The organism is Altericroceibacterium spongiae (assembly GCF_003610805.1).
In the GTDB taxonomy this organism is placed as follows: Bacteria; Pseudomonadota; Alphaproteobacteria; order Sphingomonadales; family Sphingomonadaceae; genus Altericroceibacterium; species Altericroceibacterium spongiae.
Window position 1 is genome coordinate 184,725 of the sequence record NZ_RAPF01000005.1, and the last position, 25,012, is coordinate 209,736.

The 25,012-nt window shown below is 54.6% G+C and carries 26 protein-coding genes and 1 tRNA gene; 11 read left to right on the plus strand and 16 right to left on the minus strand.

Annotated features, from left to right (window positions below; translation table 11 throughout):
- Nucleotides 1-44 precede the first annotated feature (44 nt).
- Both D6851_RS11085 and D6851_RS11090 read right to left on the minus strand, forming a co-directional pair.
- On the minus strand, nt 45-833 hold the full coding sequence (locus D6851_RS11085) for a glutathione S-transferase family protein (RefSeq protein WP_120324966.1): 789 nt from the start codon (nt 831-833) through the stop codon (nt 45-47).
- A complete protein-coding gene (locus D6851_RS11090) occupies nt 833-1,597 on the minus strand; it encodes a glutathione S-transferase family protein (RefSeq protein ID WP_120324967.1) in 765 nt (254 codons plus the stop codon). Before D6851_RS11090 ends, D6851_RS11085 begins: the two co-directional genes overlap by 1 nt.
- A gap of 191 nt (nt 1,598-1,788) precedes the next feature.
- Between D6851_RS11090 and D6851_RS11095 the strand changes: the two genes are divergently transcribed.
- Complete coding sequence (locus D6851_RS11095) at nt 1,789-2,889, plus strand: 5-methyltetrahydropteroyltriglutamate--homocysteine S-methyltransferase (protein ID WP_120324968.1); 1,101 nt, start codon at nt 1,789-1,791, stop codon at nt 2,887-2,889.
- Nucleotides 2,890-2,972: 83 nt separating this feature from the next.
- Here the strand turns inward: D6851_RS11095 and D6851_RS11100 are convergent, their stop codons facing one another.
- From D6851_RS11100 to D6851_RS11110, 3 genes are all read right to left on the minus strand, one after another.
- Nucleotides 2,973-5,324 (minus strand): TonB-dependent receptor, encoded by a 2,352-nt coding sequence (locus D6851_RS11100; RefSeq protein WP_238474048.1) that lies wholly within the window; start codon nt 5,322-5,324, stop codon nt 2,973-2,975.
- A gap of 200 nt (nt 5,325-5,524) precedes the next feature.
- Entirely contained in the window at nt 5,525-6,010 is a 486-nt protein-coding gene (locus tag D6851_RS11105) for a nuclear transport factor 2 family protein (RefSeq protein WP_120324969.1), read from the minus strand.
- A complete protein-coding gene (locus D6851_RS11110; protein WP_120324970.1) occupies nt 6,010-6,708 on the minus strand; it encodes a nuclear transport factor 2 family protein in 699 nt (232 codons plus the stop codon). The genes D6851_RS11105 and D6851_RS11110 overlap by 1 nt, the downstream gene beginning before the upstream one ends.
- Before the next feature lie 74 nt (nt 6,709-6,782).
- Between D6851_RS11110 and D6851_RS11115 the strand changes: the two genes are divergently transcribed.
- Together D6851_RS11115 and D6851_RS11120 are read left to right on the plus strand one after the other, a co-directional pair.
- The gene (locus D6851_RS11115; protein ID WP_120324971.1) at nt 6,783-7,712 is read left to right on the plus strand and encodes an SDR family oxidoreductase; all 930 of its coding nucleotides are present in this window, start codon (nt 6,783-6,785) and stop codon (nt 7,710-7,712) included.
- 72 nt (nt 7,713-7,784) lie between these two features.
- Entirely contained in the window at nt 7,785-8,663 is an 879-nt protein-coding gene (locus D6851_RS11120) for a dienelactone hydrolase family protein (protein ID WP_120324972.1), read from the plus strand.
- A gap of 72 nt (nt 8,664-8,735) precedes the next feature.
- Here D6851_RS11120 and D6851_RS11125 read toward each other — a convergent pair whose 3' ends face one another.
- The 7 genes from D6851_RS11125 to D6851_RS11155 form a co-directional block, all read right to left on the minus strand.
- Nucleotides 8,736-9,728, minus strand: a complete 993-nt coding sequence (locus tag D6851_RS11125) for an aldo/keto reductase (RefSeq protein ID WP_120324973.1) — start codon at nt 9,726-9,728, stop codon at nt 8,736-8,738.
- On the minus strand, nt 9,728-10,687 hold the full coding sequence (locus tag D6851_RS11130; protein ID WP_120324974.1) for a Gfo/Idh/MocA family oxidoreductase: 960 nt from the start codon (nt 10,685-10,687) through the stop codon (nt 9,728-9,730). Before D6851_RS11130 ends, D6851_RS11125 begins: the two co-directional genes overlap by 1 nt.
- Nucleotides 10,688-10,813: 126 nt before the next feature.
- A complete protein-coding gene (locus D6851_RS11135) occupies nt 10,814-11,722 on the minus strand; it encodes a class III extradiol dioxygenase subunit beta (RefSeq protein ID WP_120324975.1) in 909 nt (302 codons plus the stop codon).
- Between the two features lies 1 nt (nt 11,723).
- Nucleotides 11,724-12,131: a protocatechuate 4,5-dioxygenase subunit alpha gene (ligA, locus tag D6851_RS11140; protein ID WP_120324976.1), complete on the minus strand. Its 408-nt coding sequence runs from the start codon at nt 12,129-12,131 to the stop codon at nt 11,724-11,726.
- 12 nt (nt 12,132-12,143) lie between these two features.
- Entirely contained in the window at nt 12,144-13,169 is a 1,026-nt protein-coding gene (locus D6851_RS11145) for an amidohydrolase family protein (protein WP_120324977.1), read from the minus strand.
- A complete protein-coding gene (locus D6851_RS11150; protein ID WP_238474049.1) occupies nt 13,166-13,966 on the minus strand; it encodes an NAD(P)-dependent oxidoreductase in 801 nt (266 codons plus the stop codon). The genes D6851_RS11145 and D6851_RS11150 overlap by 4 nt, the downstream gene beginning before the upstream one ends.
- Before the next feature lie 103 nt (nt 13,967-14,069).
- Nucleotides 14,070-15,209, minus strand: coding sequence for a LysR family transcriptional regulator (locus tag D6851_RS11155; protein WP_120324979.1), 1,140 nt, complete (start codon nt 15,207-15,209; stop codon nt 14,070-14,072).
- A 112-nt stretch (nt 15,210-15,321) separates the two neighbouring features.
- Between D6851_RS11155 and ligK the strand changes: the two genes are divergently transcribed.
- The 5 genes from ligK to D6851_RS11180 all read left to right on the plus strand — a co-directional run bounded on the left by ligK (nt 15,322) and on the right by D6851_RS11180 (nt 19,731).
- The gene (gene ligK / locus D6851_RS11160; protein ID WP_120324980.1) at nt 15,322-15,996 is read left to right on the plus strand and encodes a 4-carboxy-4-hydroxy-2-oxoadipate aldolase/oxaloacetate decarboxylase; all 675 of its coding nucleotides are present in this window, start codon (nt 15,322-15,324) and stop codon (nt 15,994-15,996) included.
- A 72-nt stretch (nt 15,997-16,068) separates the two neighbouring features.
- Complete coding sequence (locus D6851_RS11165) at nt 16,069-17,127, plus strand: 4-oxalomesaconate tautomerase (RefSeq protein ID WP_238474050.1); 1,059 nt, start codon at nt 16,069-16,071, stop codon at nt 17,125-17,127.
- 91 nt (nt 17,128-17,218) lie between these two features.
- Nucleotides 17,219-18,088 (plus strand): amidohydrolase family protein, encoded by an 870-nt coding sequence (locus tag D6851_RS11170; protein WP_120324981.1) that lies wholly within the window; start codon nt 17,219-17,221, stop codon nt 18,086-18,088.
- Nucleotides 18,089-18,277: 189 nt separating this feature from the next.
- On the plus strand, nt 18,278-19,252 hold the full coding sequence (locus D6851_RS11175; RefSeq protein WP_120324982.1) for an SPFH domain-containing protein: 975 nt from the start codon (nt 18,278-18,280) through the stop codon (nt 19,250-19,252).
- Nucleotides 19,252-19,731 (plus strand): NfeD family protein, encoded by a 480-nt coding sequence (locus D6851_RS11180; protein WP_120324983.1) that lies wholly within the window; start codon nt 19,252-19,254, stop codon nt 19,729-19,731. The genes D6851_RS11175 and D6851_RS11180 overlap by 1 nt, the downstream gene beginning before the upstream one ends.
- Before the next feature lie 10 nt (nt 19,732-19,741).
- Here D6851_RS11180 and D6851_RS11185 read toward each other — a convergent pair whose 3' ends face one another.
- On the minus strand, nt 19,742-20,689 hold the full coding sequence (locus D6851_RS11185) for a complex I NDUFA9 subunit family protein (RefSeq protein WP_120324984.1): 948 nt from the start codon (nt 20,687-20,689) through the stop codon (nt 19,742-19,744).
- A gap of 242 nt (nt 20,690-20,931) precedes the next feature.
- Here D6851_RS11185 and D6851_RS11190 point away from each other — a divergent pair.
- Nucleotides 20,932-21,018: transfer RNA gene (locus D6851_RS11190), tRNA-Leu, on the plus strand.
- Nucleotides 21,019-21,184: 166 nt separating this feature from the next.
- Nucleotides 21,185-22,408 (plus strand): tyrosine-type recombinase/integrase, encoded by a 1,224-nt coding sequence (locus D6851_RS11195; RefSeq protein ID WP_120324985.1) that lies wholly within the window; start codon nt 21,185-21,187, stop codon nt 22,406-22,408.
- A 136-nt stretch (nt 22,409-22,544) separates the two neighbouring features.
- On the opposite strand, the gene D6851_RS11200 is transcribed toward D6851_RS11195, so the two are convergent.
- From D6851_RS11200 to D6851_RS11210, 3 genes are all read right to left on the minus strand, one after another.
- Nucleotides 22,545-22,739: a DUF6961 family protein gene (locus D6851_RS11200; protein ID WP_082835508.1), complete on the minus strand. Its 195-nt coding sequence runs from the start codon at nt 22,737-22,739 to the stop codon at nt 22,545-22,547.
- Complete coding sequence (locus D6851_RS18050) at nt 22,730-23,281, minus strand: thermonuclease family protein (RefSeq protein WP_238474051.1); 552 nt, start codon at nt 23,279-23,281, stop codon at nt 22,730-22,732. Before D6851_RS18050 ends, D6851_RS11200 begins: the two co-directional genes overlap by 10 nt.
- Before the next feature lie 64 nt (nt 23,282-23,345).
- On the minus strand, nt 23,346-23,930 hold the full coding sequence (locus tag D6851_RS11210) for a lytic transglycosylase domain-containing protein (RefSeq protein ID WP_050601845.1): 585 nt from the start codon (nt 23,928-23,930) through the stop codon (nt 23,346-23,348).
- A 138-nt stretch (nt 23,931-24,068) separates the two neighbouring features.
- Here D6851_RS11210 and D6851_RS11215 point away from each other — a divergent pair, with 138 nt between their 5' ends.
- Nucleotides 24,069-24,983: a DUF7146 domain-containing protein gene (locus tag D6851_RS11215; RefSeq protein WP_120324986.1), complete on the plus strand. Its 915-nt coding sequence runs from the start codon at nt 24,069-24,071 to the stop codon at nt 24,981-24,983.
- The last annotated feature ends 29 nt before the right edge of the window (nt 24,984-25,012 follow it).

Below are 25,012 nucleotides of genomic sequence, written 5' to 3' on the forward strand. Positions count from 1 at the left end.
TATGCGATCATGACGATTCATGATCCCCGATTATTGTGTATCGCCTAGCCCCAGCGATTGATTTCCGGACCGGGTGCAAAAGCATGGGCCGGATTGTCCGTGGTGGCACGGGCAAGCGCCTTTTGTACGCTCGGACGGGCTTCCAGACGTTCCATCCATGCAGAACAATGTGTTTTCCCCGTAAAGGCGGAAGCCTCCAGTTCAGCCATTGGACGCAGCCAGGCATAGGTTTCGAGGTCGGCGATCGAGAAGTCACCCATTAGCCAGTCGCGGCCATCAGCAAGTTTGTCTTCGACCCGTTCGACGAACTGGGCAACTTTGGCCTTGCTGTCTTCCAGCTTGGCGGCATCCACCACATCGTCGCGCAGATCTTGCCAGCGTGCCCGCAAGTCCTCACTGAAAATACTGTCGATGATAGCAGAAAAGCTGTCCTCATCCATCGCTGTGACGACCTTTTGGGAATAGGCCATATTACCGAGATAAGCGACGGCCGGCGCCAGCCTTTCGGTTGTCTGGCGACACCACATCATCATTTCCCAATGCGCATAGGCATCGCTCGGTTGTAAGCCGCATCCCCCGGCACAATCGTCGAAATATTGCGCAAGGAACACAGCCTCGCTCATGGTCTCACCATCCTTGAGCAGAACCGGACCTTCGCCTTCCACAGCCATATCGCTGGCAAGTGTCTGTGCAGCACCTTCGATTCTGTGGCGTTCGCCTCTCAGGAAATCGATGTGGCGGCATTCAATGTCGAGTCCGCTTTCGACGAGCGCGGCCAGAACGCTGAGCGATGGGCCATTAGGTTCGCCGTGATAAAGAATCTCCGCTGCCATCAGATGTCCTCCATGATCAGGCTGTAACGATGGGCGAGATCAGTTTTGCCCATTTTCCAGGTCTCCTGCACCGCCGGGCGCAGATAAACGGTTTTGAGCCAGCGCATGATGTTAGGGGTACGTTCTTTGCTGGCCACATCGGGATGGGACAGAGGCAGAGAGTAAGTAGAATTGAAGATATTGATGTCAGCTAGCGAATAGAAATTGCTGCCGACATATTCGTGGCGGCCAAGCTCTTCTTCCAGGCGATCGATTCCAAAGCCAACCCGACGCTTACTTTCTGCAAGTTCTTCTTCGCCGAATTGCCCGAACATGGCTTTGCGCCATGCCCGGCGGCGCTCGGGAAGAGGAATCCGTTCGATCAGCGCTTCCAGCTCTTCTTTTGGTTTCTTGCGGACCATCGGCCCGACAAAAACGCTCCAGCCGATCATCGAAAAGCTCGGCCCCAGCCACTGATCCATGAACTTCATCCACCAGCGGATGCGCCACCGATCCTGTGGATCGGCTGGCATAAGATCTGGTCCGGCAAATTCCTCATTCACATATTCCATGATCGCAGTGCTTTCGGTGAGTACGCGATCACCATGCGTCATGGCGGGAATCGTTCCTTGCGGATTGATAGCCAGATAGTCGGGTTTGTGCTGGTCGAATTCCAGCATATTGATGTAATGCGACTGAAAGGAAACGCCCTTTTCCATCAGAGCCAGCATGGGCTTCCCTGAATTGGCGTTCGGCTCCCAGTGATAGAGCGTGACCTCTGCCATGATCTCTCCCCGTTTGCAGCCTCTTTGGCGGGCCGCACTTTGTAAGTTCTACCTACAATTGGAGGGGGCTGTCGGTCAAGCTGAAGGCTTTTCTTGTGGGGAAGCAAGACTTTTCACCATTGAGATGAAGCGCGCCTTATACCATAGGCGGGTAAGACGATTATTCGCCTATATGAAAAAGGAGCGCTATTGTGCCCAATCAACTCCCTTCACGCGCCGATCATGTCGGTTCTTTTCTGCGCCCGAAAAAGCTCATGGAAGCACGGGAAGCGCAGATTGCTCGTGATGAGCTGCGCGACATAGAGGATGAAGCGATTGCCGAATTGGTAAAGTGGCAGGAGAATCTCGGTCTCAAGGCTATTACCGACGGGGAATATCGCCGTTTTTTCTTCCATACCGATTTCCTTCTGCAACTTGAGGGTGTGGTGGAAGAAGGCGGCATGGAAGTGGCCTTCAAGAACGATACCGGCAAGGATGTCCGTTTTGCCCCGCCGCGTATGGTGGTGAATGGCAAGATCCGCCACAGCCATCCGATTCAGAAGGCTGATTACGACTATCTTGCCAGTGTCACCAGCGAGACGCCCAAAGTGGCCATTCCGTCACCGACCATGTTGCATTTCCGCGCTGGCCGCGAAGGGATTCCGAAGGATGTCTATCCTGAAATGGAAGAGTTCTACGAGGACATTGCGGCAGCTTATCGCGCTGAAGTGGCAAGTCTGGCAGAAGCGGGTTGCCGCTATCTTCAGTTCGACGATACCAATCTGGCCTATCTGTGCGACGACAAACAGCGTGAAAATGCACGTGCCAGGGGTATGGACCCGAACGATGTGCCGCGTGACTATGCGAAGCTTATTAATGCCAGTTTTCGCGATGCTCCGGCGGATATGCTTAAGGCAATCCATCTTTGCCGCGGGAACTTCCGTTCATCCTATGCTGCGGAAGGCGGGTATGAGCCGGTCGCAGATATCATGTTCAACGAACTCGATATCGACGCCTTCTTCCTTGAATATGACGATCCGCGCTCGGGCGACTTTGCACCACTTCGGTTTCTGCCTAAAGGCAAGACCGTGGTTCTTGGTCTCGTTACTACCAAGCTGGGTGACCTGGAAACGAAAGACCATATTAAACGGCGGATCGAGGAAGCGGCCAAATTCGCACCGCTCGATCAGCTGGCTCTCAGCCCGCAATGCGGCTTTTCCTCTACCGTTCACGGCAACGATATTTCGGTGGAGCAGCAGGCGGATAAAATCCGGCTGGTGGTTGAAGTGGCTGAAGAGGTCTGGGGAAGCTGATTGCACCTCTTTTGGGCTTTCGCAATATGTAAAAAGGGCGGCTCTGCGGAGCCGCCCTTTCCGTATCACGGATGAGATATGCCTTAGAATTCCTTGCGGATAGACAGACGCCATTCGCGCGGGCGGCCAACCTGAGTGTAGGCCGTGCGAGCAAAGTTGTAGACAGAATCGAAGCGTGAGGTCGTATAGTACTTGTCGAACAGATTAGTCAGTTCGAGAGCAACAGACAGATCACGATCCGCATTGCGATAGGTCAGGCGGGCATTGGCCAGTGTGTAAGCCTTGTAATATTCATAATCGGTGCTGACGACATCCAGCGCATGGCCGTGGAATTCACGGCCACGATGCGAAATATCGATACGCGGTGTGATGGATCCGGTATCGCCGAGATCGACCTCATACTGAATACCTGCGCTGAACTGGACTTCGGGTGAAACGATCGGATCGTCATCCTGCACACTGGTGCCCACGGCATCGGCAATAAAGGTATATTTGGAGCCCAGCAGGCTGACCGATCCGTCGATCATCAGGCCATCGACCGGTTCAGCATTCAGCTCGGCTTCGAAACCGTAGATTTCGCCATCGCCGGCATTGGCCCTCACCGCACAGGGGCCACCGCCATAAGCAGAGCAGTCAGACAGTGGAAGCTGGATATCCTTATAATCGTTATAGAAACCGGCGAGGTTCAGCTGGACCCGACGGTCGAACAGGTTGGTTTTTAGACCGGCTTCATAGGCGGTGACAGTTTCCGGCCCGAAGTCGCCCTCTGTGGCATGTGTCGGGAGAAACGGACGTGCCGTCACGCCACCGCCCTTAAAGCCGGTGGAAACCGTCACATAAGCGAGCACAGCCGGTGAGAAGCGGTAATCGGCAGAAATGCGCCAGTCGACACGATCCCCGTCATAAACGGATTTCAGACCATCGAGAGCTTCAATGCCAGAGCCGATAGGCGCCTGTTCATATTGCAGGTTGCGGCGAACGAATGTGTAATCCTTGTGCTCTTCGGTATAGCGGATGCCACCCGTAAGCGTGAGACCGTAGGTCGGTTTCAGGATAACCGTTCCGAAAGCTGCCTTTGAATCTGCATTGACCGGATCGTTACCGATGAACTGCAGTGGTTCAGGGCCGAAATAGCGAATATCTTGCTGCGTCCAATAGGTACTGCGCTGGTCTGAATAGAAACCACCAATCGTCACATCGGCCCAGTCGGTCAGCGTTGCATTAACCCGCAATTCCTGACTGAAGAACCAGAAATCCAAATCGTTGATGCCGCCTGCCGCAACAGCCGGGTTCGGTGAGAAATCGTCATCCGTGCCCCATTTGTTGTTATATTCGCGGTAGGCGGTGATGGATTGCAACTGCACATTGTCGCTGAGCTGGATATCGGCATGGCCGGAAATGCCCCAGCCATTGAACTTGTTGCGATTGCTGGTGTAATAGGCACCGGCATCGCCGGCAGCAGGCAGGAACCAGTTGGTATAGGTGCAGAAACGGCCGCAATCGAAATTGTCCGGGCCTACCAGCTGCACTTCAGCGGCGCTGGTGCGATCCGAATTCTGATAATCGGCAATGACCATCAGATCGATATCTGAAGAGGGTTCCCAACGAATGGCGCCGCGCAGGCCGGAATAATTCTGCCCTCCCAGCTTGTCGAGCACACAGGTCGATCCTGTGCCATCATTGCCGATCGTCGGTGCAATCCCTTCCGGATTATCCGGGTTGGCGCAGCCATAATCCACCTGATCGACGTAACCGTCCTGCTCTTTATGCACGCCGGACAGACGGGCGTATAGATTTTGCGTGATCGGGAAGTTCATTCCGGCACGCAGTTCCAGGCGGTCGCGCGTGCCATAGCTGGCCTCGGCGAAGGCAGAGGTTTCGTATTCGGGCTTCTTGGAGAACAGCTTGATCGCACCGCCGATCGAGTTGCGTCCGGTCAGTGTTCCCTGCGGGCCGCGCAGCACTTCGACACGCTCGAGATCAAGCAGATCGAAATTGGCACCGGTCAGTGTCGGATAATAGACATCGTCAATATACATGCCGACGCCCGGCTCATAAGCGGGATTGAAGTCAAACTGGCCGATACCTCGGATTGAGGCGCCCATGGAAGCGCCATAGGCTCCGCCCTGTTCCCGTAAGGTCACGCTAGGTGCCTGTTGGGCTACCGCCTGAACATCGTCCTGACTGCGCGCTTCCAGAAGGGCAGAGTCAACTGCTGTAATAGCGAGCGGCGTATCCTGCAATTTCTGTTCGCGGAACTGTGCAGTCACCACGATCTCGCCCGGCCGGTAGCTGCCGGTGCCGGCAGGCTGATCGCTGGAATTTTCCGTGGCCTGACCGCTATCCTGTGCAAATGCGGGCGTTGACAGCAGGGCGAAGCTGGAAGCACCCAAGATCAGGGCGCGGCTCAGGGCACTCTTGTGGCGTGAAGTCATTGAACATCCTCTCCATACTTTGCCGGATCTTCAGCCCGGCTGATACGATAGCTTACTAGGCACGAATTTCAGACATTCGCAACTCGAAAAAGTGCATTCGGAGACGCATCGAATCTAATGTTGCAAAAAAAGCACAAATCTTTTGCGTAAAATTCATCCAAGAAGGAAAGCCCCGCCGTTGAGCGGCTAACCAGCAGTCATCAGAACATACCGTTATCGTTCTTTGCTTCGTTGGGAACCGGCTGAACTACATCCCAGTGTTCGACGATTTGACATTTTTCGACCCGGAAGATGTCAACCACGGCATTGGGAGGCGCGTCGGATGAAAAGCGAGCTTCATTCTGTACTGCCACCAAGCCGTCTGATGCGATCACACGGTGGACTGTATATCGGAGCTGCGGATTGGCGTCGAAGAAAGGCTGAAGAAAAGCAATGGCAGCGTCCCGACCGCTTGCTGCATTGGGATTATGCTGGATGTAATCCGGGTGTACCCAGCGTGTAAAAGCGGTACGGGCATCCCGCTGTTCGTAGAATAGCGGGATGAACCGTTCGACAACTTCGCGCGCCGACAACGAACAATGATGCGGAGCGGGCTCGGGATCGGTCCTGGGATGAGCGGCAAGAGGGGAGGAAATCGCAATCGCGATTATTGTCCATGCCATGGATGGCATCAAAGCGATGCGCATTATGCTTTTTCCTGTCCCGCCAGCACAGCACCGAATTTGGGATGGGCAAAGTGCATGGGCACATCCTGCCGATAAGGCCAGGTCTGGCGGTGCTTGTCCTTGGGTAAAAGCCGATCAGGACCGAGCGGATCTTCCGGATAAGTCTTTTCTGCGGGCTGGAGGTGCGATGTGGTGTGCGCCCAGCCATCGCTATAGTCTCCCTGCCACTGCATCATATAATCTAGCCGTTTGATCTTCCAGACGCCGTTTTCCCGGACGTAATCATTTTCATAGATGCCCGCTTCCATGAATTGCTGGGGCATGAATTCTTCCTTTGTGTCCTGGAAATTGTCATGCCAGCCACCGAACAGCATACCGCGGAACCGCCCCTTGGCGCTTTGCCGGTCGGGAGCGACCGTGATGATATCCTGCATCTGGAAATGGTCGAGTAAAAGGCCATGAACCGGGCCGGGTTTGCCGCCAGTAAAACGTCCGGCAATCCAGTCGCCATACAAGCGTTTGATGCCTTCGTGTCCAACATATTCGCCGGATAGAAAGACAACGACACCGTCTTCGCTGAAAAGCTGAGCGACCTCTTCGGGACGATTGAAATCGATATAATAACCATAGGCCCAGTGCAGGCGCCGAATAGCATTGATATCTTCAAGCTCGCCAACGCGATGTTCCAGCTGTGTCAGCCGATTTTCAACCTCACTCATCTCGACTCTCCCTTTTATTTATTTGTATGCTTCACTAACAAATATAGATTGTTTGGCGAGAGGAAAATTCAGACATGAGCAATGAAAACGGTCCATGGGAAGGTCGTGTGGCATTTGTGACAGGTGCTGTAACCGGCATAGGACTAGGGGTTGCGCAGGCTTTTAGCGATGCTGGAATGCGGCTTGCGCTGTCCTACCGAAACGAAAAAGACAAATTGAAAACTGCTCAGTGGTTCACGGATCGGGGGCGGGAAGAGCCCCTTTTCGTCAAACTGGATGTAACGGATCGAGCCCGATTCGCAGAGGTCGCTTCAGAAGTTTCTGAGCATTTCGGTGAAATACACGTGCTGGTGAACAATGCCGGCGTTTCGGTTTTCGGCCCGACTGATAAAGCGACCTATGATGACTATGACTGGATCATGGGCGTCAACTTCGGGGGGGTAGTCAACAGTCTTGTCAGCTTTCTTCCTTACCTCAAGGAGGCGACAGGCCGTCGCCATGTGGTGAACATTGCCAGCATGGCGGCTTTCCTGCCCGGCCCGCAGGCTGGAATCTATACGGCAAGTAAATTCGCGGTACGCGGCCTTACAGAAAGTCTGCGCTACAATCTGGCACCTCATGGAATTGGTTGTTCCCTGTGTTGCCCGGCTCTGACCCGTACAAACGCCTGGACAAGTGCGATGAAGCGGCCGGCCGGATTTGGGGAAAGCGGTTTTCCCGAAACCAGCGCGGAACAACTGGCGGAGTTTGGCACAGCGTTTGAAGTTGGCATGAATCCGCGCGAAGTGGGTGACAAGATTTTAAAGGGTATGACGCAGCAGCATGGGTTGATCCTGACGCATCCTGAACATGGACCGGATTTCAAAGAGATTTATGAAGCCAGTATGGCAGCTCTACCGGATGAGGCGGTGCCGGAGGCACGTCTCAGAATCGAGGAATTACGGCGCGATGCGATGCGCAAGGCTGAACAGGGTATCGGTACTGATCTTGCTGACCTTACCTGAGTTCAAGGCTAGACCTGATGGGCGGTAATGATAAACTCAGAAGTTGAAGGACGGGCAGCTCTCGGAGGCTTTATGTGTGATGAACAAGATGTCGCCCGTTGGGCAGAAGGTGGATGGAATCGTCGCCAGTTTACTGTTTCGGGCGCGATGGCAGCGCTCGCAGCCTGTTCACCTGCCAGGAAACCGGAGGGTGGTGTGACAGAAGCTCAGGTGACGCCTATCTCCGAAGATATAACCCTCCCCACCACGGACGGTGAAATGGATGCTGTTTTTATCCATCCGACAGTAGGCGATTATCCTGCCGTCATTTTGTGGCCTGATGTGGCTGGTTCGCGCGAAGTCTTTCGCTTGATGGCTCGGCGGCTGACTATGGAAGGATATGCAGTGCTGGTGGTTAATCCCTATTACCGGGATGCCAAGGCCCCTGTCTTCGCCAAGTTTTCCGAATGGATGACGCCGGCAGGCCGGGACAGAACAGCACCCATGCGTGATGCCCTTACTCCGGAAGCTATTATGAGCGATGCCAAGGCTGTCATATCATGGCTGGATACGCAGGATTCGGTCGATACGATGAAGGGGGGCGGTACTATCGGCTTTTGTATGGGCGGGCCCTTCACGGTGTTTACCGCGGCCGCTGTGCCAGGACGGATTAGGGCTGCGGCTTCGTTTCATGGTGGCGGACTGGTCAGTGATGACCCGATGAGTCCGCACCGATTGCTGGAAAAGACTCAGGCCGGTTATCTGTTCGCCATTGCCAGGAACGATGATAAACGTGACCCGGCGGCCAAAACCACTTTGCACGAATATGCCGAACAGGCTGCCATTTCAGCTGAAATTGAAGTTTATCCTGCAGATCACGGCTGGACTGTGGCGGACTCCCCGTCTTACGATAAAGTACAGGCCGAAAGAGCCTGGGGGCGGATGCTTAGTCTCTTTGAAGAAACGCTTTGATATAGATAGAAAAGGCCGGCTACGCTTATATAGCGCGTCCGGCCTTTTGTTTCTGATCGACATGATTGCCGATCATGCGTTTACGAAATCTTCCGTGTCAATCGTGTTGCGCATTACTTCGGGATAGCGATGACCGGATACGGTTTGCTGATTGATCAACTCGCCAGCCCGTTGCAGAACATCAGCGTCTACCGGCCGATCGAGCGCATGGAAATTGTCTTCCATATGCTCGATTTTGGTCGTGCCGGGAATCGCATGGATGTGATCACCGCGTGAAATAACCCATTGCAGGGCGAGCTGGGCCGGTGTGATTCCGGCTTGTTGTGCAAGATCGACAAATTTTTCGACCAGAGCCAGATTGTGCGGCCAGTTTTCTTCACTGAAACGTGGATGAGAGCGGCGCAGGTCCTTTTCTTCCAGTTTCGAAGGGTCTGTCATGATCCCGCAAATTGCTCCACGCGCGACAGGTGAAAAAGCCACCAGTGCAATGTCGAGTTCCTTTGTCGTATCAAGAATTCCGAGCTCTACATTGCGAGTCCAAAGCGAATATTCGGTTTGCACAGCAGCCATGGGGTAAACCGCATGGGCTTGACGAATATGGTCGGAACTCCATTCCGAAACGCCATAAGCTCCGATTTTGCCAGCATCGATAGCGTCCTTCAGAGCGCCTACCGATTCTGCGATAGGTACTTTCGGATCGAACCGATGCATGTAAAACAGATCGATATGGTCGGTCTGCAGTCGTTTGAGGCTGTCCTCAATTGATTGAGTCATGGCCTTAGGGCTGCAATCGATCCCGCGTTTCGGGCCGTCGACGATAATCCCGGTTTTAGACGCGAGGAAGAATTCCTTGCGGCGGCTTTTCACCGCCTTTCCGATCAGTTCTTCGCTTTTGCCCTTGCCGTAAATATTCGCCGTATCGAGATGGTTATAGCCCAGATCCAGAGCCTTGTTGAACAGCTTGATGCTGTCATCTTCGGAAGGTGGGCTCCCGTAGGCCCAGGCTACATTCATGCAGCCAAGGCCAATCGGGTGTACTTGGGTTCCGGCAATTGTACGTTTCATCAGGACCAGCCATCCTGCGCTTCAAGATCAGCAGCCAGCTCGCCGATGACGCGATAGCAATCGAAGACTGACTGTACAGAACTATTGGGCTCACGGCCTTCCTGAATTGCGGAAACAAATTCACGATCCTGCAATTCGATGCCGTTCATTGAAACGGCCACTCCCGACACATCAATCTGTTCGTCCTTGCCGTTGAAGAGGTCATCATAACGGGCAAGATAGGTACCGGTATCACCAATATAGCGGAAGAAGGTACCGAAAGGTCCATCATTATTGAAGGACAGTGACAAGGTCAGGATTTGGCCCTTATCTGTCTTCATCTGGATCGACATATCCATAGCGATGCCGAGCTGCGGATGTTTGGGGCCTTGCAAAACATTCGCCTTCACCACTTTGGCGCCAGTCATATATTGGAAGATATCGATTGTATGGGCAGAATGATGCCACAGAAGATGATCGGTCCAGCTACGCGGCTCTCCTTTGGCGTTCTTGTTTTCACGACGGAAGAAATAGGTTTCTACGTCCATCGCCAAAACGTTGAGATCTCCGGCGTCGATCTGCTGTTTCACCCATTGATGAGAGGGATTGAAACGGCGGGTATGGCCGACCATGCAGACTAGACCGGTTTCCTTCTGTTTTTCGAGAACCTTCTGAGCATCTGCCCAGCTGTCGGAAAGCGGAATTTCGACTTCGACGTGCTTACCGGCATCCATCGCTTTAATGGCCTGATCGGCATGCATTTGTGTAGGCGTACAAAGGATGACGGCGTCAATCGAGTCATCCTTGAGCATTTCTTCGTAATCGGTTGTGGCGTTAGGAACGCCATATTTGTCAGCCATTTCCTGGGTTTTGTCCAGAGTACGACCGACAAGGGAGACGACTTCGACCCCATCGATCTTCTGAAGACCATCAAGATGTTTTTCACCGAAGGCGCCACCGCCAGCGAGTGCGATTTTCATAAGTGAGTTCTCCTTGCAGTCAGGAAATGCAATATATCCGGATTGGAGGCCGGAGAGATTTTAAATGTCAGCACGGCACTAGGCTGACGAGCCTCTTCTTCCGAACAGGAAGAAGAGGCATTCGGTTCAGTCAATCATCGCCTGAGCAGCCTCATTGTTCCCTTCCAGTGTGGTGCTGGGAGGAACAGAGCCATCAACAGGTTCCAGCACGATATGTCCCAGAGCCGTGTTTGAGATTGGCACGTGATAATGGCGATGCAGGGCTTTAGTGCTCTTACCAAGCGCGCCGCGCATGATCAGCCACATCACCATTTCGATGCCTTCGCTGCCTGTTTCACGCAGATATTCGATATGTGGAATCTCGCGCAGTTCCTGTGTGTCGCCGATCAGTCGGTCGAGGAAACGGTTGTCCCATTCCTTATTGATGAGGCCGGCGCGGGGCCCCTGAAGCTGGTGGCTCAAACCACCTGTTCCCCAGACCTGCACGTTGAGATCTTCCGGGAAACTGTCCACAGCACGAGCAATGGCTTCGCCCAGAGCCCAGCAACGATTGCCGGAGGGTGGCGGATAAGTCACGACATTCACGGCCAGCGGCACGACTTTGACCGGCCATTCCTCAACATCTCCATACATCATCGTAAGGGGAACGGTGAGGCCGTGATCGACATCCATTTCGCTGATCATTGTCATGTCGAATTCGTCGAGAATCAGGCTTTGAGCAAGATGCCAGGCAAGATCAGGATGGCCAATCACGTCAGGTACCGGGCGCGGCCCGAAACCTTCATCGGCGGGAGCGAATTTTTCACCCGTACCAATGGCGAAAGTCGGAATGATCGACATATCAAATGCCGATGCATGGTCATTGTAGACCAGGATGATGACATCGGGCTTAGCCTCTTCCTTCATCCATTTCCGTGTCCAGTCGAACCCTTCGAAAGAGGGTTTGAAATAGTCTTCCTGCTCCTTGCCTGAGTCATGGGCATAACCGAGCACGGGAACGTGGCTGCAGCCGATACCAGCAGTAATGCGTGCCATATCAGTTCTTCTCCTTAATCGAGCGGACGCCTTCCGGCGAGCGCCCACCGGCGTTCATCATCGCCTGGTATTCCTCTACGCTCATGCCAGTCATGGTGCTGACTGCCTGCACGAAACTCAGGCCATCGGTGGAAAACACCTTGGCGAGGAAATAGATATTTCCACCAAGATCGAGCAGCTTGTTAAAGTCACGGTCGAGAACACCCTGTTTCTGCTCTTCAGTCATAGGCCATTCGTCGAGATAGGCGCGTTCGTCTGCTTTGAAGCGCTCACGATTTTCTGGTTTCATGAGACTCATAGCAAACTGGTTGAGGTGGTAACCGGCTCGCGCGCGTTTGGCAGTATAAACCCGGGTACCGGGAATATCGTCAAATTCGGCAAGGTAACTGTGAATATCCTGCTTGGCCATATAATCTCTCCCTTACAGGCCCTGTTCTTTCAGCTTGGCATCAAGCCTCGGGTAGACGCGGCGGGCATTGCCTTCGAAAATCGCGGCGCGTTCTTCGGCGGTAATATCGAGCGCATCGACGTAACGCTTGGTGTCGTCAAAATACTGTCCGGTGGTGGGGTCAATACCGCGCACGGCGCCAACCATCTCCGAACCGAACAGAATGTTTTTATTTTCGATCACATCTGCCAGCAAGTTGATGCCAGGCTGATGGTAGACGCAAGTGTCGAAGAACACATTGGTCATGATATATTCGTCGAGCGAAGGCTTTTTCAGCATATCCGCAAGGCCTCTGTAACGTCCCCAGTGGAAGGGAACTGCGCCGCCGCCATGCGGAATGATAAAGCGCAGATTGGGGAAACGACTGAAGAGGTCTGCCTCCATCAGCTGCATGAAAGCAACCGTGTCGGCAGCAAGATAATAACCGCCCGTGGCGTGCATCGCCGGATTGCAGGAGCCCGATACATGGATCATAGCGGGCACGTCGAGCTCGCACATGGTTTCGTAAAATGGATACCAATATTCGTCGGTGAGTGACGGATGGGTGAAATGCCCTCCTCCCGGATCGGGGTTGAGGTTGCAACCGACAAATCCGAGTTCCTCGACACAGCGACGCAGTTCTTTGATCGAAGCCGACATGTCGGCTTTAGGGCTCTGCGGAAGCTGACAGACGCCGATAAACGTCTCTGGGTAAAGTTGCGTGACACGATAAATCAGATTGTTGCAATGCTGCGACCATGCCTCGCTTACTGCCTGATCGCCGACATGCGGAGCCATACGGCTGGCGCGAGGCGAAAAGATTGTGACATCCGCGCCGCGTTCCTTGATCAGCTTGAGCTGATTGCTTTCGATCGTCTCACGGATTTCATCATCCGTAATGGTCGGATAGGCTGGCGCTTTGCCGCCGTTTTTATAGGCCTCCACTTGTGCTGCACGCCATTCGTCATGCTGAGGCGGTGCCGTGGTATAATGGCCATGGCAATCAATTACCAAAGTCATCGGGTGTCATTCCTCTCATTACCATTCTGTCCGACAGCGCGACGCTGACGAATCACCGTTCCGCGTGTCATGACAGGTTCGATGCCAAAGCCCTCCAGAGTTTTGGCGGATTCTTCCATTTCGGCGGCACGGCGAGCGCCATGAGTGGTCATGCGCTCGCGGTTATACACCACGCGTTTCGCCCAGGGCCAGTCTTTCTCGCTTGCATCAAGCGAAGTCATGACTTCTTCAAACACATCGGCTTGGTCGGCGGCTGCAGCACATTCCCAGCTGAGTGCTTCCAGACCTTTTACCATGACTGATCGGATCATCTTGATTGCAGAGGCCCTGCCAATCTGTTCTCCAACGATGCGTGTTTTTTTGAAACCCAAAGCGTTGAGGTTCTGCTCAGCTTCGGCTGCATTAGGCCCGGCAATCAGTAAAGGGACATCAAGAGCAGTGGGATCGACGGGGGCCATCACAGCCACGTCAATATAGCGTCCTCCAGCGGCATTCACACGTTGGGCATTACTTTGCTTGGTCTGTGGCGCGATGGAATTCATATCGCACCACAATGCATTTTTTTTCAAAAAGCCAGCATAGTCTTTGGCCACTAACGGCGCGCTGTCAGCAGTGACCAGCGACAGAACCATATCGGCATTATACAAAGCACTTTCTGCACTGTCACAAGGCGTCACCCCGCTTTCTCGCATAATTTGCTGACGAGAGTCATTAATGTCGAAAGCGGTTGTAGTTTTGCCCCAAGAAGCGGCGCGGGCGAAAGTAGAACCGGCTTCACCAAAGCCAATCAGGGCCAATCTGCTCTCCATGTAAATGGATGTGCGTATAGCTTCTTGCTTCTGCAAATGGATAGAGCAACATAGCCATAAGTTTTTACGAAATGATTGCTGGTTTGGCGGTTCAGGATACGTCTTTAAGTAAATCGATAAATTCAGCTTGTGGACGGGTGGGGCGCCAGCCTGCGCGTGTGACAATGCCGATAATGCGCGACACCGGTGCCGGTGGCGGTAATGTTGTTAAGACACCGTTTTCGAGCTCTACACGTAATTGATCGATAGACAGCAGGGTTAGCGCATCGCCGGATAGTAGCAATTCGCGCACTGCCAGCACCGAACCGCACTCAATTCCCACATGAGGCGGTTTTTCACCGCATTCGCGGAGCATTTCTTCCCAGTAGCGCCGCAACGGAGTGTCTCGACCTGGCATGATCCACGGATATTCAAGCAACTGAGCCGCGGTGGGGGCGGGGCTTTTTTGCAGAGGATGTCCGGCACGCATGACAATGGCTGGTCGGTCTTCAAACACCGGATCCTGCATCATATCTTCAACCAATGTTGCTTCACGCAGGGCGCCGAGCATAAGGTCGATTTCTCCATCACGCAAAGGCCCGGACAGTTCTGCATGACTGCCCTCCACCACAGAGATATCCACGCCGGGATGTATTGCCACAAAACGGGCAATTGCTTTGGGCAACCAACGCGCTCGGGAGAGTGGCATGGCACCAATTACAATTCGCCCGGCTGCTTTGCCTTGCCATGCAGCGATCTCGGCAAGCCCGGCGCGCAATTCTGCCATGGCCAGGCCAAATCCTCGTGCGCGCCGCTGACCAGCTTGAGTCAGAATTACACTGCGACCGCGGCGATCTACCAGGCGCTGTCCCAAAGCCAGTGAAAGATCTGCGACGGCTCGATGTAAAGAGGCCGCGGAAAGGCCTGTCGCTTCGCTCGCTGCAGCATAACTGCCGGCCCGTGCAAGAGCCAGAAATGCGCGCAACTGGGTGCCTGTTACGCGGGAAGAGCCGATGTGAGCAAGCGCTGCTTCGGCGCGCGGGGTAAGCAACAAAGCAGGTTCGGTCGGTGTCATGCCAGATGGGCCACGTTGGAACAGCAAACATTTCAGCTCGCTTTCAAGTCGCGCAATAGCTTGCGTTAGAGCGGGTTGGGTCAGATTGATTGCTTTGGCAGCGCGTGTCACGCTGCCATGTTGCACCACAGCTGCCAATGCGGCGAAATGACGGATATTGAAGCTGCGCTGTGCCATGAAGGTATTTTTAGCATTTCCTTATGCCTTGCACCATGCTTCGGATTGGCGATTTGCAGGGGGCAGGGTCCATTTGTCACTTATAGTTGGATTTTGACTGTAGGAGAGTGGTATGAAAGGCGTTGTCGTCCAAAATATTGAACGTGCGGATAAGACGGTGGTCGAAGCACTCGGCAAATGCGGCGTTGCAACGGTTCATGAAGCGCAGGGCCGTACTGGTTTGCTCGCCTCCTATATGCGCCCAATCTATCCCGGTGCGCGTATTGGCGCTTCGGCTGTGACCATTTCAGTGCCGCCGGGCGACAATTATATGGTTCACGCTGCGATCGAACAGTGCCAGGATAACGATATCCTCGTTATTGCTCCGACATCGCCTTGCGAAGATGGCTATTTTGGCGACTTGCTTGCTACTTCTGCGCAGGCCCGCGGTGTGAAGGGCCTGATTATCGATGCTGGCGTGCGTGATGTGCGTGACCTCAAGGAGATGGATTTTCCCGTCTGGTCAAAGCGCATTTTTGCGCAAGGCACAATCAAGGCTTCGCTCGGCAGTGTAAATGTGGATGTGGTCTGTGCGGGTGCATTCATCCGTCCTGGCGATATTATCGTTGCGGATGATGATGGTGTTTGTGTCGTACAGCGTGAACGTGCCGAAGAGGTGCTTGAAAAAGCACAGGCTCGCGAAGCCAATGAAGAAGAAAAGCGCGTGAAGCTGGCAGATGGGGTATTGGGCCTCGATATGTATGGGTTCAGAGACAAGCTTAAGGATATGGGTCTGAAATGGATCTGATCAGCTACTATCATGAGGCGACTACAGTCTGCCTCATGATCTCGTATTATTGAGAGGCTGAAAGGATGAATTATGGACCAGACACGCGTGATGTGGATGCGGGGTGGTACGTCGAAAGGCGGCTATTTCCTCGCAGACGATTTACCTGCCGACATTGCAGAGCGGGATGAGTTCTTGTTGAAGGTGATGGGGTCGCCCGATCATCGTCAGATTGATGGAATGGGTGGGGCGGACCCGTTGACCAGCAAGGTTGGCGTAGTTCGTAAATCTGAGCGGCCAGGGATCGATGTTGATTATTTGTTCCTTCAGGTGTTCGTCGAAAAAGCGCTCGTTTCTGATCAACAAAATTGTGGCAATATACTAGCCGGTATCGGTCCCTTTGCAATTGAGCGCGGGCTGGTGGAGCCGACTGGCGATGAAACCCGGGTGGCCATTTACATGGAAAATACCGGGCAGGTCGCTATCGCCACAGTTCAAACGCCCGAAGGTGTTGTGAATTATCGGGGTAAGGCCCGCATTGATGGTGTGCCCGGCAGCCATGCGCCTGTGCCGCTCGAGTTTCGTGACACTGCAGGATCTTCGTGTGGAGCGCTACTCCCTACCGGCAATGCACTTGATGAAATCGAGGGGGTTGCCTGTACGCTGATCGACAATGGTATGCCTTGTATTGTCTTCAAGGCTGAAGATGTTGGTGCAACCGGATATGAAAGCCGGGAGGAGCTGGAAAGCGATGCTTTTGCGCCTGTTCGTGAAAAGATCGAATCTATTCGCCTCAAGGCCGGATCGATGATGAATCTGGGCGATGTAACCGATAAATCTGTGCCCAAGATGACTTTGGTGGCACCACCTAAACATGGCGGTGCTGTAACGACCCGGGTATTTATTCCGCATCGTGCGCATGCTTCTATCGGCGTGCTTGGTGCAGTCACAGCGGCGACGGCCTGCCTGGTGCAAGGATCTCCAGCTTCGCAAGTAGCCGATATTCCCGATGGGCCAGAGAAGACCCTCAGTATAGAGCACCCGAGTGGGGAAATGACCTGTATTCTGAAGGTAGATGAAAGTGGCGAAGTGCGCAGTGCTGCTTTGTTGCGCACAGCACGCAAACTGATGGATGGCATAGTTTTCGTATAAGCCTGTTATTTCGCCATTCCTGCAGACGGACCAATGAAAGACAGGATGCGTCTGGCAATGAAGATGGCGATCATAAGGAAGAGACCCTGATATGAGCGAGCGTATTACAAGCTGGCATTCCAATCCTTCAAAACCAAAATTTTCACCTCCGCCCGGCGCCGTGGATGCGCATTGCCACGTTTTCGGACCGGAAGTGGATTTTCCTTTTAGCCCCAAGGCCAAATATCACCCCGAAGATGCCGGCCCGGATATGCTATTCGCTTTGCGCGATCATCTGGGCTTTTCGCGCAATGTGGTGGTGCAGGCGAGCTGCCATGGTACGGACAATGCCGCGACATTGAATGCTATCGCTCAATCGAATGGTAAGGCTCGTGGGGTCGCTGTGGTTGATCCGGCGATTTCTGATACTGAACTGCAGAAGCTGCACGAAGGCGGAATGCGTGGCGTGCGCTTTAACTTCCTCAAGCGGCTGGTCGACAATGCGCCTAAAGACCAGTTTCTCGACGTAGCGGGTCGCTTGCCCAAGGGCTGGCATGTGGTGATCTATTTCGAGGCGGATCTTCTTGAAGAGTTACGCCCTTTCCTGGCGGCCATACCTGTGCCGGTCGTGGTTGATCATATGGGCCGCCCGGATGTGACGCAGGGGCCGGATGGTGCTGATATGAAAGCTTTCCGCAAGTTGCTTAAAAGTCGAGACGATATCTGGTTCAAACCGACCTGTCCCGACCGGCTCGATCCTTCAGGCGATCCGTGGGATGCTTTCGCCAAAGCTGTTGCCCCTCTCGTGGCGGACTATCCGGATCGTTGTATCTGGGGCACAGACTGGCCGCATCCTAATCAGCAGACTATCCTGCCCGATGATGGCCATCTGGTCGACATGATCCCGCGCATCGCACCTACTGCAGAGCTGCAGCAAAAGTTGCTCGTGAACAATCCGGACCGGCTTTACTGGGCAGATTGATACTGTTTCTTTCTAACTCCGTCCTGCCAGTTTTTCGGCAGGACGGAGATAAAGCGTTTTTGCGTTCTGCTTACTGATTGAGCAGATTGATGAGAGGCGTTTCATTGCACCTGAGATGCTTTTCCTTGCCGTGGCATGTTGCCACGTTACCATGCTTTCCGACAGGTCTGAGCCCGATGGAGAGTATACATGGCCTATTTTCTGATTGCATTACTGGCTTTGTTAGTCATCTTCTTGCTGATGGCAGTGCGGGTGGTTCGCCAAGGTTATATTTACACCATTGAACGTCTCGGTAAATTTACGAAGCAGGCAGAGCCAGGTCTTCACCTGATCGTTCCCTTTATCGATAGCGTCGGCCATAAGATCAACGTGATGGAACAGGTGCTCGATATTCCCGGTCAGGAAATCATCACCCGTGACAATGCCATGGTCGGTGTCGATGCAGTGGTTTTCTTCCAGGTTCTCGACGCAGGCAAGGCTGCTTATGAGGTTTCCGGATTGCACAATGCCATCATGGCGCTGACCACCACCAATTTGCGCACGGTGATGGGATCGATGGATCTTGATGAGACTTTGTCCAAACGCGATGAAATCAATGCTCGTTTGCTGGCCGTGGTTGACCATGCAACCTCACCATGGGGTGTGAAGATCACCCGGGTTGAGATCAAAGATATTCGTCCGCCGCTTGACATCTCCGAAGCCATGGCCCGCCAGATGAAAGCCGAACGTCTGAAACGGGCGGAAATCCTCGAAGCCGAAGGGGATCGGGCGTCTGCCATTCTCCGTGCTGAAGGGGAAAAGCAATCGGCCATTCTTTCTGCAGAGGGCAAACGCGAAGCTGCATTCCGCGATGCTGAAGCGCGTGAGCGCGAAGCGGAAGCTGAAGCCAAAGCGACCCGGTTGGTTTCTGATGCGATCGCCGAAAGCGGCAGTCAGGCCATCAATTATTTTGTCGCACAGGAATATACCAAGGCAGTGGCCAAATTTGCGGAATCACCTAACGCAAAGACAATTCTGTTCCCGGTTGAGGCGACCCAGCTGGTCGGAACATTGGGTGGGATCGGCGAACTGGTGAAGGGCGTGATAGGTGATGATAAAACAGGTGATGTCTCTGTGCCCACGCCGCGCTCCCCATCGGGTGTTCCGGTAACGGGCCGCCGCTGATGGACTGGTTTGACGGCATCGAAGCTCATTGGATATGGCTTACTATTGGTGTGGGTTTGGCTGGGCTCGAAATGGTTGTGCCTGGTGTTTATCTGATATGGCTGGCTGTGGCGGCGATATGTACCGGTCTGCTGACACTGGCGATTGAGCCGAATCTGCCTATGCAGGTAGTAGATTTCGTCTTTTTCGCATTAATCGCAGTCTTTTCCGCGCGACGTTATTTTCAGGATCGTCCGATTGAAAGTTCCGATCCGACACTTAATCACCCGGCGATGCGCATGGTGAATGAAGTGGCACGCGTAACCCAGGCAATTGAGCATGGAAGCGGGCGTGTGAGACTGGGGGACAGCGAATGGATTGCCCGGGGGCCGGACTGTGCTGTGGGAACACCTGTTCGCGTGACTGGTGCCAAAGGAGTGATTTTGGAGGTGGAACCATCGCAGGCGACGCCTCCGACTAAGGAAGCGCCGCCAGAATAATGAGGTCAGCTCAAACTGAAGCCTCTTCCGCCGTAAAGCGGCCATGCTTGCGATAACGGACCATCCAGCGATCAAGAAACAGGCTGAGAGGCTTGGAATGCACATTCAGGTCGGCGATGCCGGGATAATGACCTGAAGCAATGTTACCTTGGCTGAGCATGATGAGCTGGTCTTTGTTCAGCGGTGTGCCTGGCAAGGCGGCAAACAGCCGAGCTATCCCATTAGGCACTTCAATGAAGCTGCGGTCGCGCTCCTGGCCTTCGGCGATACGTCGATTGATTTCACCCATAGTCAATATATCCGGTCCTGCGATTTCGTAGATTTGACCACCAAATGCAGCCGGGTTCGCAAGCGCATTGCCGACAGCCTCTGCTGCGTCATCTACCCACAAAGGTTGCAGACGGGCATTGGCTCCGAAAACGGGCACAATCGGGAAAGAGGCGATAATCGAAGCAAACATATTAATGAAATTATCATCTTCGCCAAACAGGGCAGATGGACGCAGGATCGTGGCATTAGGGAAAGCCTGCTTAACCTGCTGTTCTCCGGCTGCCTTGGTTTGAGCATAGGTGCTTGTGGAAGTGTCATCGGCTCCTATAGCAGAAATATGCACGAAGCTGGCTGCGCCAGCTTCGGCGGCCTTACGGGCTACAATACCGGCGCCATCGGCATGCAGTGCTTGCAGATTGCCGGCAAAAGCGCCGACTAGATAGACCACTGCATCGGCATCTCGCACGGCTGCTTCAACACTGCCTTCATGGGTTACGCTGCAAGGGAAAAATTGCATCTGACCCAGATTGGCGAGAGGTTTCAGCCTGAAGGCGTCATCGGGAGTGCGGCTGGCAATTCGTAACCGTGCACCACGATCGAGCAAATCCTGCGCGATATGCGATCCGAAAAAGCCGCTCCCGCCAATCAGGACAACGAGCTTACCATCAAGTGACGATGCGTGAGACATAAATTCGATCCAGATTTCTCTTGGCCCAGACTTCTCTTGGCAATGAGTGTTTCCGTTAGGCTGCGCTGTATCGCGCAACGCTTTGTCAGTGTCGCCATGCAGCAAGCCGTTGCCTGTCGCAAGCGGGCAATGGACAAATTTATTCCTTTCAGGTCGAAACTACGTTGACAAGCCTGCCCGCTCTTGGCTATCGGCGCGCTCCTACCTCGAAGCAGACTTCGTTGAATGCTTTTGCAACGCGTGCCCAGATGGCGGAATTGGTAGACGCACCAGCTTCAGGTGCTGGCGATCGCAAGGTCGTGGAGGTTCGAGTCCTCTTCTGGGCACCATTTGTTCTTCTCACGTTCTCCCAAATAGTCTATAAAACCCGCAGAAATCCTAGGGATTCCGCCCTTGGATCGTCTCGGAATGTCCCGCCCAATCTCGGCCGTTCCAGACACTTTTGTGGGCCTTTTGAGGTCTTTTCGCAAAAGCCCACATTTGAAAGGCCCCCACATGCCGCTGACAGATACTCGCCTCCGCGCACTCAAGCCCAAGGATAAGCCGTACAAGGTAACCGATGAGCGCGGCCTATATGTTGAGGTCACGCCGACCGGCGGCAAACTTTGGCGATTCCGATACCGGATCGGCGGTGCGCAAAAGAAGCTCTGCATCGGCAGCTATCCCGAAATCAGCCTCAAGCAAGCGCGAGACGTGGCCTACGAGGCACGACGAACTGTTGCTTCTGGCGGCGACCCGGCCTTTGAGAAGCGGAAGCGGAAAATCCGCGCCGAGTTCCTTTCTGCACAGACGTTCGAGGCAGTCGCACGTGAGTATATTGAACAGATGATGGTCCAGAATGGCCGTGCCGATGGCACGATCGTCAAGGCCAATTATTTCCTCGACAAGCTTGCGCCTGCCATCGGGAACAGACCCATCAACGAGATCGAGCCGTTCGAAGTCCTGGCTCCTCTGAAACGACTGGAAGCCACTGGTAAGCACGAGACTGCGAAGAAATGCCGCTCGTTCGCAGGCCGCGTGTTTCGTTACGGTGTCGCAACCACCCGCTGCAAATCCGATCCGACCAGTATGCTGAAGGGCGCTCTCGTAACGCCGAGAGCCACGCATTATGCAGCAATCCTCGAGCCCACCGAGCTAGGCGGGCTACTGCGCGCAATCGACGACTTCACTGGCTACATGGTGACCAAGTTTGCTTTGCAGGTCGCGCCGCATGTGTTCGTACGCCCCGGCGAACTCCGCCACGCCGAATGGCATGAGATCGACCTGGTCGATGGGGTCTGGAAGATCCCTGCCGGTAAAATGAAAGCGCGCCGAGCGCATGCCGTCCCGCTGTCCAAGCAAGTTAGAGGCTATCTCACAGACCTGGCCGAGATGCTCGGCCGCGAAGGATATGTCTTCCCGTCTGCGCGCAGTTCCAAGCGTCCCATGAGTGAAAACACGCTCAATGCCGCATTTCGTCGCATGGGATATTCGAAGGAAGAAGTCACCGCGCATGGACTCCGGGCGACAGCATCGACATTCCTGAACGAGTCGGGCCTTTGGAATCCCGATGCGATCGAGCGTGCCCTGGCACATGGCGACAGCAATATTGTGCGTGGCATCTACCATCGCGGCAAACATTGGGAAGAGCGCGTGCGCATGGCTCAATGGTGGAGCGACTACCTCGATGAGCTCCGGACAGGAGGAAAGGTCATCATGGGAAAGTTTGCGAATGGTTGATCGGAAGAACGAATTTCTTCTCAGCCAGTGCAGGATTGAAGGCTGAGGATCAGCCCTATCAGGGACACTGACGCCAGCACGGCGAACTCAATTCTGATGCCCCAGATTCGAAGCCAATTCCGCATCGTGCCGAGCCTCAGTTCGTAGAGCTTTGGCAGCTAAGTTGATCGAAGCGCTCAGCAACAGTCTTCCACGTTGCTATGGCTGCCTCGTCCCCTTCGTTGGATAGCCGCTGGATTTGCTGCGCGATATACGCGGTTCCCTCTTCGCCATGGTTCTTTTCGACCCAGAGCGCGACCGCCCACAATTCCTGATCGCGGTTCAGCACCATGGTTCACGTCTCCCGGTCCAGGTTCGCGCCAGGCCTTCGCTGACCAGCTGATCGCCAAGCGAGCGGCCGCCGCGCGTTACAACCCGCAACTTGCGACCGTACTGATCCTCGTCTCTGCTACCGATGGTCCTCAGTTCAAAGGGCCCGCTATTCAGCAATTCGACAAGGCGGTGCGTCGCGCGCATGCCGAGCTGGTATTCATAGTCGCAACGAGGCTCGCTGATCTCGGGAGTGTCAATGTCGGCAATCCGGATCTTCACGCCATCAAGCCAGAAAGTATCTCCATCCACGACGCATGTGCGCCGGATGGATCCGCAGATGTCGAATTGTGGGGAGCTTGCTTGCTGGAATAATGCCTGAGGCTGCTGATCGTCGTTAGCAAGGCTGGCATCATGGACTGGCCAGTTGAGTGCCAGCATACCTCCAGCAAATACGATCGCGAATGCTCCCAAACCCAACGCGATCTCCTTTCTCAGCTTCCGGCGCTTCTGTGCCTTCATCGCCTTGCGAAAGTCGAACGGCTCACCCGGGGTCTCATTCACTGGCGTTGTCCGTCTTCATTCCGGCACATGATTTCAGACAATAGCCGGAAATCAGGTAGTTTCGTCAATTGTACGTACCAATTGCTTGCCAACGTCCCAACACAGACCGGACATATTGCGGCGTTTCACCATTGTTGGGAATGCCGCGTGATCGGGAGACGGCACCTGGGCCAGCATTGTAAGCAGCCAAGGCCAGGTGGACTGCGTCGAACCGGTCCAACATATCGCGAAGGTACCTGGCGCCACCGTCGATCGATGCAAGAGGGTCATGACGGTTCCGGACGCCCAGTTCTCTCGCCGTGGCCGGCATAAGCTGAGCCAGCCCGGCAGCACCGGCTGGACTAACAGCCATCGGATTGAAGCGGGACTCAGCCCAGATAAGAGCACGAAGCAGGTTGGTCGGAAGCCCGTAACGGCGTTCAGCCTCGGCTATCGCCGCCATATACAAGCCTTCCCGGTAGGATACGTTTGCTGGCTCGGCCTGGTAGATTGCAGGAAGATATTCCCTTGCCGGCTGCTGGCCCGTCTTCGGCGGAACGATCGCGTGCTCGAACAAGGTGAAATCCTGGGCGCGTACTTGCTGTGAGGAGGTCGCGATCATCCCCAGACAGGCGACCGCTAGCGCGGTCAGACAATTGAGGCAGTTCATCTCGTCTTGTGCTCCATTGATTCGAATCGAAAGAGAACATAAAAAGAACATGTGCCTGTAGGAAAGCCGCGAATGCCTGCCTTTGGGAGAGGAGAGGAACGCTGATGAGGGGGCCACTTTGCATGCTGAGGAGCTCGCATGTCCCTGTCTGTCCAAACTCATCCCAACCGGTCGCTTGCCGAGACCGCCCGTCGCATTTGCGAATCGCGAGGGGGCAAATGGTCCGGCACAAAGGGCATGGCCTGTTGCCCCGCGCATGATGACCGCACGCCGTCACTCGGTGTGTCGCTCGGCCGACAGGCCATCCTCTTCCACTGTTTCGCGGGATGCGATCAGCAGAGCGTGCTGGCTGCTCTGGCGCGTGAAGGTTTCGAGGCACCGGCGCTTTTTTCAGGTTCTGCGACCACCAACGAACCCGAATCGACTAGCACCTGCAAACCCTCGGCGGTAGCGCTGAGGATCTGGCGCGATGCACAGCCACTGCGTGCCAGTCCGGCAAAGGCATATCTTGAAAGCCGCGGCATCCTCGCCGCATCTCCGGCGCTCCGCTTCCATCCACGAACGCCGCTTGGCCCGAAAGGACGGGCCCGCTTTCTGCCCGCCATGATCGCGGCAGTCAGCCTCGACGAGGGCCCGATCGCCATCCACCGCACGTTCCTGTCTACCGAGGCTTCAGGCAAGGCCGCTTTCGAAAAGCCGAAACGCGCGCTCGGTGCGCTCGGTGAAGCTGCTGTTCGTCTCTTCGCTCCAGTTTCCGGCAAGCTTGGCCTTGCCGAGGGGGTCGAGAGCGCGATGTCGGCCTATGCTCTCACCGGCATTCCCGTCTGGGCGACCCTGGGCAATGAGCGCTTCGGTCTCGTCAGCGTGCCTGAGAGCGTGACCGAGCTTCACCTCTTCGTCGATCACGATGCTGGCGGCGAGCTGGCCGCGTCGCGTGGCCTGGCCGCTTATGCCCGCGAAGGGCGGACGATCCACGTTCGCAAACCATCCTCACGCGACACCGACTGGAACGATGAACTGACAGCATGGCTGCGCCGCAAAGCGGCGCGGTAGAGGAGAGAAAGCTTCTCGAATTCCTGATC